This window comes from Sphingomonas jatrophae (genome assembly GCF_900113315.1).
In the GTDB taxonomy this organism is placed as follows: domain Bacteria; phylum Pseudomonadota; class Alphaproteobacteria; order Sphingomonadales; family Sphingomonadaceae; genus Sphingomonas_P; species Sphingomonas_P jatrophae.
Genome location: NZ_FOZG01000003.1, coordinates 502,704 through 515,315, shown reverse-complemented (window position 1 = coordinate 515,315; position 12,612 = coordinate 502,704). Strand labels below are relative to the sequence as shown.

At 69.4% G+C, this 12,612-nt stretch carries 7 protein-coding genes; 4 read left to right on the top strand and 3 right to left on the bottom strand.

Going from position 1 to position 12,612, the window contains the following annotated elements; translation table 11 throughout:
* Positions 1–67: 67 nt before the first annotated feature.
* Both BM360_RS17930 and BM360_RS17925 read right to left on the bottom strand, forming a co-directional pair.
* Positions 68–424 (bottom strand): hypothetical protein, encoded by a 357-nt coding sequence (locus tag BM360_RS17930; RefSeq protein ID WP_093316825.1) that lies wholly within the window; start codon positions 422–424, stop codon positions 68–70.
* A 22-nt stretch (positions 425–446) separates the two neighbouring features.
* Positions 447–1,709: a S1 family peptidase gene (locus BM360_RS17925; protein ID WP_242653559.1), complete on the bottom strand. Its 1,263-nt coding sequence runs from the start codon at positions 1,707–1,709 to the stop codon at positions 447–449.
* A 149-nt stretch (positions 1,710–1,858) separates the two neighbouring features.
* On the opposite strand from BM360_RS17925, the gene BM360_RS17920 reads away from it, so the two are divergent.
* The 4 genes from BM360_RS17920 to BM360_RS17905 all read left to right on the top strand — a co-directional run bounded on the left by BM360_RS17920 (position 1,859) and on the right by BM360_RS17905 (position 10,732).
* Positions 1,859–3,505, top strand: a complete 1,647-nt coding sequence (locus tag BM360_RS17920) for a putative bifunctional diguanylate cyclase/phosphodiesterase (protein WP_242653558.1) — start codon at positions 1,859–1,861, stop codon at positions 3,503–3,505.
* The gene (locus tag BM360_RS17915; RefSeq protein ID WP_093316822.1) at positions 3,502–3,948 is read left to right on the top strand and encodes a BLUF domain-containing protein; all 447 of its coding nucleotides are present in this window, start codon (positions 3,502–3,504) and stop codon (positions 3,946–3,948) included. Before BM360_RS17920 ends, BM360_RS17915 begins: the two co-directional genes overlap by 4 nt.
* A 149-nt stretch (positions 3,949–4,097) precedes the next feature.
* Positions 4,098–5,291 carry a M48 family metalloprotease gene (locus BM360_RS17910; protein WP_093316820.1) on the top strand — a complete coding sequence of 398 codons (1,194 nt, stop codon included), beginning with the start codon at positions 4,098–4,100 and terminating at the stop codon, positions 5,289–5,291.
* Positions 5,292–5,293: 2 nt separating this feature from the next.
* On the top strand, positions 5,294–10,732 hold the full coding sequence (locus BM360_RS17905; protein WP_093316817.1) for an AAA domain-containing protein: 5,439 nt from the start codon (positions 5,294–5,296) through the stop codon (positions 10,730–10,732).
* A 10-nt stretch (positions 10,733–10,742) separates the two neighbouring features.
* On the opposite strand, the gene BM360_RS17900 is transcribed toward BM360_RS17905, so the two are convergent.
* Positions 10,743–12,581, bottom strand: a complete 1,839-nt coding sequence (locus tag BM360_RS17900) for a hypothetical protein (RefSeq protein WP_093316815.1) — start codon at positions 12,579–12,581, stop codon at positions 10,743–10,745.
* Positions 12,582–12,612 lie beyond the last annotated feature (31 nt).

Genomic DNA, 12,612 nt, shown 5'->3' with positions numbered 1-12,612 from the left:
CGGTAGGTGGCCGATAAAATAGACGCTATTCCTTTCCGGTATCTTACCCGGATGTCGGGCCCGCGCGTCAGTGGCCGCCTTCCACCCACGAGATCCCGGCGCCGCGCAACGCCTCCGCCAGCGCCGCCTCCAGCTCGATCGCCTCCCAGCGCCGCATCGGATTGAGATGCTCGGTGAGCGCCGGCAGCAGCCGGATGCCGAACCGTTTCACCGCACCGCTCGCCTTGTAGCCCGCCTTGTGCTGGTCGAACCGCCAGTCGGGATCGCGCGCCGTCTGGCCGACATACAGGCCCCACGCATCCCGCCGCGCGGGGTTGTGCAGCAGGATGACGTAGACGGAATGGCCCGCGCCCCGCTGGCCCGCGCTGGTCGCGCTCAGCGTGCGGGCGGCCGCGGCGGCTCTGGCGATCCACTCGGCCTGCATCACCGTGCGACAAGGCTCCCGCTCAGCCGCGGATCAGCGACCAGCCCTGGGGCAGGTAATCGACCGACATGTAGTAATAGAAACTGCACGTGCCCGACGCCTCGTAGCTGCCGCCCTTGAGGATGCCGAACGCAGTGCCGCCAAGGAAGACCGGCCCGCCGCTGTCGCCATAGCGGCAGGACGGCCCTGCCACCGCGACCCACACCGGATTGCATTCGCCGGCACAGAGCGGGGCAGGTGGCGCAAAATCGACCAGCTCGACCTGCGCGCAGCTATAGCCGGTGCGCTCGCCCCGGTGGCAGACGAAGTCGCCGACCCGCGTGCTGGCGCGGTTGCGCCAGCCGGTCAGCGGTCGTGGCGGGCCGTCCGGATCGGCGCGGAATGCAGGGTCGAAGGGCAGATCCGCGACGTTGACCTGCACGTCCTGATAGCCGGCACCCCATTGCCCGACAAAGCGCAGGGGCGTGCGCACGCCGTCCGGGCCGACATGGCTCAGTGTGTCGGGGCAATGCGCCGCGGTGGTCAGGCCGCTGCGCACGCCGTCGCTGACGGCAAAGGCCGCCGTGCAGACGAAGGTGCGCGGGGCGCCCGCCGGCCCATCGGCCGTGCCCTCCACCCGCGAACCGCCGTCCAGCCTGAAATTGCCGTCCGTCCGCGTCAGCACGCGCACCCGCGCGGGCACGCCGGCAATCGCCGTCGCCTCGGCCGACAGCGCCTCCAGATCCGTGAACGCCGCATCTTCCGCCCGCACCATCAGGGCAAGCTGCCCCGATTTGGGATCGGCGCCGATGCCCCGCACCGAAGGGAGCGCGGCGCGGATCTCGCCTTGCCGCGCGCTGATCGCGGCGACCAGCTGTTCGCGCGTCGCCGCCCCGCCCGTCTGGTAGACCACCGGCACGACAATATCGCGCGTGACCAGCGCCTCCGTCGCCACCGGCGCATCGCCGGTCAGCAGCACGACGATGCGGAAGGCGGGAACATGCTCGATCCACAGCCCGGCAAGGCGATCGCGATAGGTGGCGGCGATACGGTCGGTCGCCGCAACGGTCTCCTCCAGCGCCTGCAGGCGCCGGACGGCTTCCTCCTGCGACACGCCGATCTGCCGCGCATATTCGCGGGCGTCGCGCGCGAGGCCCGCGGGTGCGGGCGCCGGCGCGGGCAGCACGGCGGGAGCTGGCAAGACAGCTTCGGCGGTCGGCTGCGGAGCGGCACCAGCGGCGCCGGGCGGAACGAGAGCGATTGCCGCCGCCGCGATCCAGCCGTTCACCAATGCGCGTCTTTCCATGCCGCTCCGTATAGCCGCGCCGCCGCTACCCACGCTGAACGGCATCGCGCGGCGGCATCAAAGGTTTGCGCCGCGATAAGCAAGAGGCCGCGCGTTTACCGATCCTTCTCATCTCATTGGCAAATGCGGTGCAACTCAGGGATCAGGCATTGGCACTCAACGCGCTTCTCCAAGACCGGGCCGACTGGCCGGCGGACGCCTATGTGGCGGCGCTGGTCGAGCTTGCCACCCCCGTCCTGCTGGTCGACCGCGACGGGTTCGTCGAATTCGCCAACCGGCAGGTCTGCGCCATGCTCGGCTGCAGCGCTGCGCCGCTGCTCCGGCTCGACGATCTGCTGGCGTCCTGCGGCGTCGACGGACGCCCGGCTTTGCCCAGCGCGGCGACGCCGGAGAAGATGGCGCAGCTGCGGCTGAGCGACGGGCGCGCGGTGAACGCGGAGGCGCGCTATCTGCCGAACGGCGGCGCGGCGCTCAGCCTCAACGATGTCAGCGCCTTCGTCCGCGAAGCGGAGCGGGCCCGCGTCGATCCGCTGACCGGCCTGGCCAACCGCGTCGGGCTGCACGGCGCATTGGCGGACATGCTGGCGGCGGGACTGCCGGTCGCCGTCTTCTGCATCGATCTCGATCGCTTCAAGAGCGTCAACGACACGCTCGGCCACCCGATCGGCGATGCGTTGCTGCGCCGGGTGGCGGAGCGGCTGGTGACGATCGCCGGCCCGGGCGATGTCGTGGCGCGCGTCGGCGGCGACGAGTTCACGATGCTGCGGCCGGGCGATGCCAGCCCGACCGCGATCAGCGAGACGGCGGAGCGGATCGTCGATCTGGTCGGGCGCACCTACGTGCTGGAAGGGCATATGCTGAACGTCGGCGCCAGCGTCGGCGTCACGCTCGCGCCGACCGATGGCAGCGATGGCGACACGCTGCTCAAGAACGGCGATCTCGCCCTTTACCGCGCCAAGGCGGAGGGGCGGGGGCGCTTCCGCTTCTTCGAGGCGGACATGGACGCGCAGATGCAGGCGCGCCGGGCGATCGAGCTCGATCTGCGGCGTGCACTCGCGCTCAAGGAGTTCGAGCTGGTCTATCAGCCGCAGGTCGATCTCTCCACGCAGGCCGTGGTCGGGTTCGAGGCGCTGCTGCGCTGGCGCAATGCCAGGCGCGGCCTGATCTCCCCGGCGGAGTTCATTCCGATCGCCGAGGATACCGGGCTCATCGTCTCCATCGGCGAGTGGGTGCTGCGCACCGCCTGCCGCGAGGCGGCGAGCTGGTCGCACCCGGCAGAAGTCGCGGTGAACCTGTCGCCCATCCAGTTCCGCGACCACAAGCTGGTGCAGACGGTGATTTCTGCGCTGGCCCATTCCGGGCTGGAGCCGGGACGGCTGGAGCTGGAGATCACCGAGAGCGCGCTGATGGACGAGACCGACACGGTGGTCGCGACGCTGAAGACGCTGCGCGGGCTAGGCGTGCGGATCTCCATGGACGATTTCGGCACGGGCTATTCGTCGCTCAGCTATCTTCAGAAGTTCCCCTTCGACAAGATCAAGATCGACCAGAGCTTCGTGCGCGGCATGGGCGACAATGCCGAGGCCGGCGCCATCGTCCGCGCGGTGGCGCGGCTGGGGACGAGCCTCGGCATGAAAACCACTGCCGAGGGTGTGGAAACGCAGGAACAGCTCGACGCCATCCGGGCGGAGGGGTGCAGCCACGTACAGGGTTATCTCACCGGACGTCCGATGAGCGGGGCCGATGCGGCCGCTCTGCTGGCGTCGCGGGGAGCGAAGATCGGGAAAGAGGCATGAGCGAAGACCTGTATCGACTCGTTTACTACAGTCGCACCCGGATGGGCGAGGAGGTGGAAAGGTTCGCTGACGGCGTCCGGTCCGTGCTCGCCACCAGCCAGCGCAACAATGCGCCGGCGGGCGTCACCGGCGCGCTGCTGTTCAACGCCGGCTGCTTCGGCCAGGTGCTCGAAGGGTCGCGCCGCGCCGTGGAAGCGACGTTTGAACGCATCCAGCGCGATCCGCGGCACAGCGACGTATCGCTGCTGGGCTTCGATGCCATCGACGCCCGCGCCTTCCCGAACTGGGCCATGGGCTTCGTCGGCACGCGTGCGGCGGATGCGGAGCGTTATGGCGGCATCGCAGTGGCGAGCGGCTACGATCCGTCGCGGATGAGCGCGGATCATCTGTTCGAAACGCTGCACCGGCTGGCGCTTGAGGAAGAGCATAGCGCCGTCGCCTGACTTTGCGGCGGTGGGCCCCCTCGCCCAAGAGCGTCCGTAGCCGAGGAGGGCGCAACGTCTGGCTCGCGCCTGCTAGCGCGTGGCGGCACAAGCTCTAGACTTGGTGCGTAGAGCGCCGGAACCGGGCCGGCGCGGAGCGAGGGTGGGGAATGGCGATCGTCGCAGCTAGCGTGCCCTCCGACGAAGCATTGCAGCCGCTTCGCTATCACAAGGATCTGGTTGATTATCTCCGCACCGCGGAACCCGCGGTGTGGGATTGGTCGCAGTCCGTCGACATGCGCCGTTCGCAGGCGGACGAGGTGCGTGCCGCCATGTTGCGGGAAACCTACCGGCTTGAGCCCGAAGGGCATGCCGCGGCCTTCGCCGCCTGCCGCACCGCGATGGAGCGGCTCGCGATCGACGCGCCGATAACGCTGTACCAGGCGTCGGACGGCACGATGAACGCCGGGCTTTGCTATATCCCCGGCGAGATCCACCTGATCTTCAGCGGGCCGATCCTGGAAAAGCTGACGCCTGACGAGCTGTTGGCCCTGATGGGGCACGAACTGGCGCATTACCGGCTGTGGGGGGCGGAGGACGGCGCCTTCTTCAACGCCAGCCGCATCCTCGACCAGACCGTCGCTTATGGCGATGCCGCACCCGCGCACCGCGAGACGGCGCGTCTGCTCAGCCTGCATACCGAGCTATATGCCGATCGCGGCGCCGCCATCGCCGCGCAGGCGGTGGAGCCGGCCGTGTCGGTGCTGGTCAAGACGATGACCGGCCTCGCCAGCGTCGATCCCGCCGCCTACCTCCGCCAGGCCGAGGAGCTGGAGAGCAGCGATCTCAAGTCGCAGGGCCATTCGCATCCGGAGGCTTTCCTGCGCGCCCGCGCGCTCAGCCTGTGGTGGCAGCAGGCGCCCGATCTCGACGCATGGCTGGAGCGGCGGCTGCATGGGCCGCTCTCCATCGAGACGCTCGATCTGCTGCGGCAGAAGCAGCTGACGGCGCTCACCCGCCGCTTCTTGGCCCGCTTCCTCACGCAGCCGGGCGTGGGTGGGGAAAGCGTGCTGACCCAGGTTCGCAGCTTCTTCCCCGACTTCCAGCCGGATGAGGCGCCGATCGACCAGGCGGACATCGCTGCGGACCGCATCGACGATGCCACGCGCGACTATCTCGTCGCCTTGATGCTGGATTGTGCCATGGCCGATGCCGATGCGCGCGACGCGGTGCTCACCGCCGCCGCGCGCACCGCTGCGGCGTTCGACGGGCTTGACCGATTCCGCCTCGCCCTGAAGCGCGACCTTCATTGGCAGAAAGGCGCGATCGACCGGTTGGTCTCCGCCGCGCGGAAGGCGGCATGACGATGGACGCGAACGACGCATCCGTTGCGCCCACCGGGATCGGCACCGTTCTCGCCGGTCTCGGCCGTGGCTTGCCGACCGACGATCTTGTCCATGCCATGCTGCCGCTCATGCGGCAGGTCGCCGCGCTGCATGAGCAGGGTCGCGTCGCCCGGCTGGGTCTCGCCGACGTGATCGAGGATGCCGAGGGCCGCTTCCGCCTGACCGACCCGGCAGGCATCGTGCCCACCGCCAACATGGCCGCGATCCATCAGGTGCAGCCGCAGGCCAGTTCGGCACTGAAGGTTGTCGGCGAATATCGCGTCACCCACGGTGGCGATGCTGGCGCGCGGGTGGACGATCTGCGCGCGCGCGCGGATGGCGAGACCCTCGTCAAGCCCATCTACCTCACCGATCTGCGCAGTTGGGAGATCGAGCTCGGTCATCATGACGAGATCACCGATGTCTTTCAGATCGGCATGCTGCTCGCCTGCGCCGCCTGCGCGCTCGATCCGCGCGATCCGGCGGCGATCGAGCGCTTCTCGTTCAACCGGAGCAACCTGTTCGCCATCGCGCCGCGGCTGCATCCGGTGGTCGCGTCGATCATCGTCGAGGCGACCGCGCTCAACCGCCACGACCGCGCAACCGATCTTGCCGGGCTCGCCCGCCGGCTGGAGACCTATCGCGACCAGCCGGTCGATCTGGATGTGGACCGCGTGCTGGCCGACGCCAAGGCGGTGCCCGATCGCCGCGTCGCCGTCCTCTCGCACCTGCGCGACCGGTTGTTCGATCTGTCGCGCCGCAACCGCCTGATCCACTTCCGCCCGACCCAATCGAGCGTGAACCTGACCGAGGCGAGCATCCCCATCGTCATGCGGATCGAGGCGGTGCGCGCCGATCGGCTGTGCACGTGGCAGGGCCGCTTCGTCGACGATGTGCTGGCGGGCAAGGCGCTGCCGCTCAACAAATGGCTGCGCTTCGAGGATCAGCCGCACCTGCCCTCCGCCTTCGACCGGATCATCCAGGAAACGCGTCGCGACCGCGCCGAATATGGCTTCAACCACCTCAGGCTGGTGATCGGCTTCCTGCGCTGGCACAATCTGAAGGAAGCGCCGGACGAGCGGATCGTCTCCCCGCTCCTGTGGCTGCCGGTGGAGATCGCCAAGGCCAAGGGCGTGCGCGATCAATATGTGCTGCGTTGCCCCGAAACGGTGGCCGAATACAATCCGGCGCTGCGCCACATGCTGCGCCAGCTCTACGACATCCAGCTGCCCGAGGAGGTTGACCTCGCGACCGTCTCGCTGGCGGACATCCATGCCGATCTGGCCGCACAGATCCACCGCAGCGAACCGGGCGTGCGGCTCGACCTGCAGGAGCGGCCGCAGATCCGGCTGATCCTCCAGAAGGCGATCCAGCGGGTCAACCGCTTCAATCGCCGCCGGGGAACGCGCGAGGCGGTGAGCACGCGGACCGATTTCAGCTACGACCGCGACGATTATCGGCCGCTCGGGCTCGCGCTGTTCGAAAAATTCGTGAAGCCGGCGCCTCTGCCGCAACGGCTCGCCGCTGGCGGATCGCTGCGGCAGGGCCCGGCGCGGATGGTCGCCGAGACGGAGGCGCTGACCTATTCGGCGGGTGTCGACGAGGGTCATCGCTTCGCGTGGGAGATCGATCTTACGCAGGTCACGCTGGCCAACCTGAACTATCGCAAGATGTCGCTGGTGCGCGATTTCTCACAGCTGATCGACGCACCGTCCGATCTGCCCGCCTTCGACCAGGTCTTCTCGATCGATCCGCGGCCCTTCACGCAGGAAGCGCCGCCGCCAATCCCCGCGCCCGAGCAATGGAGCGTCGTACCGTCCGACGCGACGCAGGATGCCGCGGTCGCGCTCGCCCGCACGGGCCGCAACTTCATCATCCAGGGTCCGCCCGGCACCGGCAAGTCGCAGACGATCACCAACCTGATCGCGGACTATGCCGGCCGCGGCAAACGCGTGCTGTTCGTCTGCGAGAAGCGCGCCGCGCTCGATGTCGTGTTCCACCGGTTGGGGCAGGCCGGGCTCGACGGCCTTGCCTGCATCATCCACGATTCGCAGGAGGACAAGAAGGGCTTCATCGCCGACCTGAAGACCCATTATGAAAGCTGGGGGACGAGCGACGACGCGCTCGACCGGCACCGCGCGATCCGCGCGCGCACCGGATCGGCGCTGGCCCAGCATCTGGACTCGATCGCTCGCTACGATGCCGCCGTGGGCGCGGCGCAACCACAGAGCCTGCGCACGCTCGTCCGCCGCGCCGCCGCCTTGCCGCCCCCGCCCGATGCGTTCGGCCCGCGCCAGCGTGAGGCGCTGCCGACGCTGCCGGTGTGGGATGCGCACCGCGCACTGGCCGAGCGCATCTCCCGGGCGCTGCGCGATCATGCCGGCGCCGACAGCCTCGCCGCGCATCCCTTCGCCGCGCTGACCGCCGCCACGCTGACGGGCGACCAGCCTTACGCGCGCATCGAAACCGCGATCGACGCGGCCGAGACGCTGCTCCAGCGGCTGGAGGACTGGATCGAGCGCGGCGAGGCGCCGGTCTCGGGCGCCACGCCGATCGCCGAGGCGGCCGAGGCCGGGGCCCTGGCGGCACGGCTGGTCCGCACGGGGCTCGCCGCGTCGCCCGATCTGCTCGATCCCGCCACCGTCGCCTCCCGCCAGCTCGACGCCGATCTCGCCGACCTAGACCGGCTCCGCACCCGTGCTGCCGCCGCCGCGGCAGAAGCGGCGAACTGGCGCGATGCCTTTTCGCGGACGGACAATGCGGCGGCGCTGGCGCTGGCGGAGGAGAAGGAGGGGTCGTTCTTCGCATTTCTCAGCGGCCCATGGCGCGCGCTGAAGGCCAATGTCGCCGCACGCTACGACTTCGCCGCGCATGCCGTGCCGCCGAAGATCGGCACTGTCCTCCAGCTGCTCGCCGCCTCGCACGATGCGGGCGATGCGCTCGACACCGCAACCGAAGCCTTGCGGGCGAAGCTGCACACCGGCGATCTCGACGCGCTGCTCACCCTGCGCGCCGAGCTCACCGGCGGCGCGCGCAGCCCGCTCATCCAGGCGATGCTGGTCGCGGGCGCCACCGCCATCGCCGCCATGGCGGCGCAGGCGGACGCCCTCGCGCAACTGCGTGACACCGCCACCCGCATCCTCGACGACACAAACCCGCTCACCTTCGACGCGGCGGGCGAGCTGCTGCGCGACCTGCGCGAATCGCTCGGCGATTTGCCCGATCTGCTCCCCGTGCTGGCCGACCTGCACCGCGCGGATCCCACCTTTGCCGGCGCGCTCCGCAAACTCCGCCTGCCGCTCACCGCAATCGAGGCGCTGGTCGTCGATGAGGCAATCGCGCGGATCGAGCGGAGCGATCCCGAGATCCGCCGCTTCGACATCGCCCGGCTCGTCCAGGCGACCCGCCGGGCCGCCGCCGCCCGCACCCGATTGCGCAAGGAGAATGCCGACGCGATCCGCTCGACGCTCCACCGCACGTTCCGCGATCATGTGAAGGCATCCGAGACGTCGGTGACCCTGCTCGATCCGGCTGGCCGCGAGTTCAAAAAGCTCTTCGCCGCCGGCCGCCGCGAGGTGGAGCATGAATTCGGCAAGACGATGCGCCACCGCTCGATCCGCGATCTGGTCAGCAGCGCCTCGGGCGCGGTGGTCAACGATCTGAAGCCGATCTGGCTGATGAGCCCGCTGTCCGTCTCGGACACGCTGCCGCTGCGCACCGATCTGTTCGACGTGGTGATCTTCGACGAGGCGAGCCAGATCCCCGTCGAGGAGGCGGTGCCGGCGCTCTGCCGCTCCACCCAGGTCGTCATCGTCGGCGACGAGATGCAGCTGCCGCCGACGAACTTCTTCTCCGCTTCGCTCGGGGAAGAGGAGGCCAGCGTGATCGTGGAGGAGGATGGCGAGCGGATCGGCATCCTGCTCGATGCGGACAGCCTGCTCAACCAGGCGGCGCGCAACCTGCCCGCCACCCTGCTCGCCTGGCATTATCGCAGCCGCTCGGAAGCGTTGATCAGCTTCTCCAACGCCGCCTTCTACGCCGGCCAGCTCGTCACCATACCCGATCGCGATTTGCGCACGGCGAGCGGCCCGGCCGCACCCGTCCGCTCCGACGATGAAGGCGGATGGGCGACAGGCACCGATCGCCTGCTCGCCGCGCCGATCACCGCGCACCGCATCGCCGACGGACGCTATGAAGGCCGCATCAATCCGCCCGAGGCCGCCTATATCGCCGGGCTGGTGCGCGAGCTGCTGGCGCGCGGCACCGGCGCGACGCTCGGCATCGTCGCCTTCTCGGAGGCGCAGCAGAGCGAGATCGAGGGCGCGCTCGATCGGCTGGCGGCGGCCGATCCGGCCTTCGCCGCCGCGGTCGAACAGGAATATGTCCGCGAGGACGATGGGCAGCATAGCGGCCTGTTCGTCAAGAACCTGGAGAACGTGCAGGGCGACGAGCGCGACATCATCATCATGAGCGTCTGCTACGCGCCCGGCCGCAACGGGCGGATGGCGATGAACTTCGGCCCGATCAACCAGCGCGGCGGCGAGAAGCGCCTGAACGTCATCTTCAGCCGCGCGCGCCGCCACATGGCGATCGTCTCCAGCATCGCGCCCGAGGCGATCACCAACGTCCACAATGACGGCGCGCGCGCGCTGCGCAGCTTCCTCACCTTCGCCGAGGCGCAGTCGAGCGGGGAGGCGGCGCATGCGCAGGCGGTGCTGACGACGCTCAATCCCGATGCCGCACGCGCCTTCGGCACCGCGCCGCCCGCCGATGCGGTGCGCCACGCCATCGCCGATGCGCTGCGTGCGCGCGGCCACGACGTGCGCGAGCATGTCGGCAGCGCCAGCTTCCGCTGCGATCTTGCGATCGTCGCGCCGGATGGCGCCAGCTACGCACTCGGCATCCTGCTCGACCGCGACAGCGCCGAGCGGGCGGTGGAGGAACGCTTCGTCTTCCGTCCCTCGATCCTGCGCGCGTTCGGCTGGCGCGTGATCGACGTGCCCGTCGCCTCGTGGCTACGCGCGCGCGACGAGACGATCGAGCGGGTCGAGGCGGAACTGGCCCGGTCCAGTTGGGATCTTGCCGACGACGATCCTTATGCCGGCGTCGCGCTGGCGCCCGATGGCGAGACGGGGCCGGCGGCGGCTCCGGGCGCCTTCGCCCACCCCGTCGCTGCGGCTGTCGAAGTGCCAGCCAGTGCGGCTGGGGCGGGCCTCACCGAATATCGCCTCGTCGAAGGGGCATCGAACAAGTTCTGGCGCGTGGGGGTCGACGGCGGCGACCTGATCGTCGAGTTCGGCCGCATCGGCACCAAGGGCCAGCGCGTCATCAAGTCGTTCGAGGACGAGGCGCGCGCCCGCCGCGAAGCCACCAAGCTGACCCTGGAGAAGACGCGCAAAGGCTATCAGGAGGCCGGCTGAGGGCTCCCGCTCAGCCGTTCAGCGCCTTGATCAGCGGCGGATTGATCGTCCGATCCGGGATCGCGCGCGACAGCCGCAGGATCGCCGGCTGCACGTCCGCACCGCCCATGTCGATCAGCGTGGCGATGGCGGCGTTGGCGACCACCTTGGAGCGGTGGCTGTTGTCGCCGAGGTGAAGCCGACAGGCGGCGGAGAGCGCAGTCCGCTCGATCGCGTCGATCGCACGCGCCCGATCCGGCATCCGCGCGACCAGCCACAGCGCGCCACGCAGCGGCTGCTCATTCTCGATCGAGACGGCCTGCCACGAGAAGATACTCGGCGACGACCAGCGATCGCGCGGATCCTTGGGCACGATCAGCTTCAGCCGCCCCCGCGTCGGGCTGCGCCCCTCCCAGTAATCGTCGTTATAGGCGAACAGCTCGAGCGTGAGTGGCGTCGGCAAGGCGGACGGATTGCCGCTGGCCAACTCCACCGCCAGCGCATGCCCAGCGGCGTCGATCCCATCCTCGCCGATCTCGACCGGCCAGTGCGGCAGCAGCGCGTTGAGGTGGGCGACGCCGCGGTCCATCTCGTCGATGTTGAGCGCATCGGCGAGGATCGTCGGGCTGGTCACCGGCGTGTGGAACAGCGCCAGCCAGTCATGCAGCCGCGCCTCCACCGCCGACATGCCGACCGCCTCGGCTGCCGCGACGATCTGCTTCAGCCACTTGGCGGTCGGGCGCGGCGCATTTCGGGCGGAGATGAGCTGCTCGAGCAGAGCGGTCTGCTGCGGGTCTTCGAGGTCGCCCAGCCGGTCGAGCGCGGGCAGATTGGGCGTCCGCCAGTCAAAGCGGAACATCGGCTCGACGAGCGGACGCTTGCCCGGCAGCGCGAGGAAGTCGGCCGGAGCGACGAGCCCGTTCCGCTTGTCGCGCAGCATTCGACGCAGTCGGGCGAAGTTGCGCGCATCTTCCGCAAGCGCCGGATCTTCCCACTGGCGGAACCGCGGCGTGAGCGGCCCCGCGGCGGGGAAGCGTTCGGCAAAGGCGGTCGGGTCGCTCATCCAGGCCACACGCCGCTTGGATTTCACATCCTCCGCTATGGCTGCGACGCCGTGTGCGGTGGCGGCGAGCAGGCGGCACCAGAAGAGGTAATGTTCGGGGCAGGGGCCGAGTGTGCGGCCCGTTTCTGCCGGCTCGCAGCGTTCCAGCAGCAGCGAGGTGGCGGAGACCTCCACGCCGGCGAACTTCTCGATCGCCTCGGCGCGTGCGATGAGCGCCTTCTTGTCGGGCTTGCCGCGTTCCTTCTCGGCCGCCGTCCGCAAGGTGGTGGCGAACGCCGCGAGGCTGGCGCAATCGTCCGAGGTGAGGAAGCCGCCCGCTTTCACGGCCTGCCGCATCAGCGCCATCAGTGCGCCGAACTCCTCCTGCCGATAGGAGCGGTGGTAACGATCGCTGCCAACCAGGCAGGTAATCAGGGAGCCGAGATGCTCCTTGTCGGCGACGATCTCGCTCTTGAGGCAGGTGGCGTAGCAATATTCCATCTGGCTGGCGCGATCGCTCGGGCTGCCGACGACATACCCCTTCAGCTCCGCCATCTCGTCCGCCAGCGAAACAATCACCTCCATCCGCTCGGACGGGGACAGCTGTTCCAGCGGCGTCTTGAACGCATAGGCGCCGACCTGGCCGTCCCTGGTCGAGCGGGTGAGTTCGCCCAGCAGCCGGTCGAACGTCATCGTGCCGGGCTGGGGCGCCTCTGTTTCGCTGGGGCGGAGGAAGCTGCGCAGGCGGGTCGGGGGCGCGGCAGCATCCGGAGCAGGGTGATCCGCCACGCCCTTGCGACCGAACAATTTCCTGCCGAAGTGCAGCACGTTCCCCTCCCCGCGACGATGTTGCCCGCCG

Excerpts from the sequence above, each read along its gene's own strand:
- BM360_RS17925 (WP_242653559.1), bottom strand. The coding sequence starts at position 1,709 with ATGGAAAGACGCGCATTGGTGAACGGCTGGATCGCGGCGGCGGCAATC.
- BM360_RS17915 (WP_093316822.1), top strand. The coding sequence starts at position 3,502 with ATGAGCGAAGACCTGTATCGACTCGTTTACTACAGTCGCACCCGGATG.
- BM360_RS17910 (WP_093316820.1), top strand. The coding sequence starts at position 4,098 with ATGGCGATCGTCGCAGCTAGCGTGCCCTCCGACGAAGCATTGCAGCCG.
- BM360_RS17930 (WP_093316825.1), bottom strand. The coding sequence starts at position 424 with ATGCAGGCCGAGTGGATCGCCAGAGCCGCCGCGGCCGCCCGCACGCTG.
- BM360_RS17905 (WP_093316817.1), top strand. The coding sequence starts at position 5,294 with ATGGACGCGAACGACGCATCCGTTGCGCCCACCGGGATCGGCACCGTT.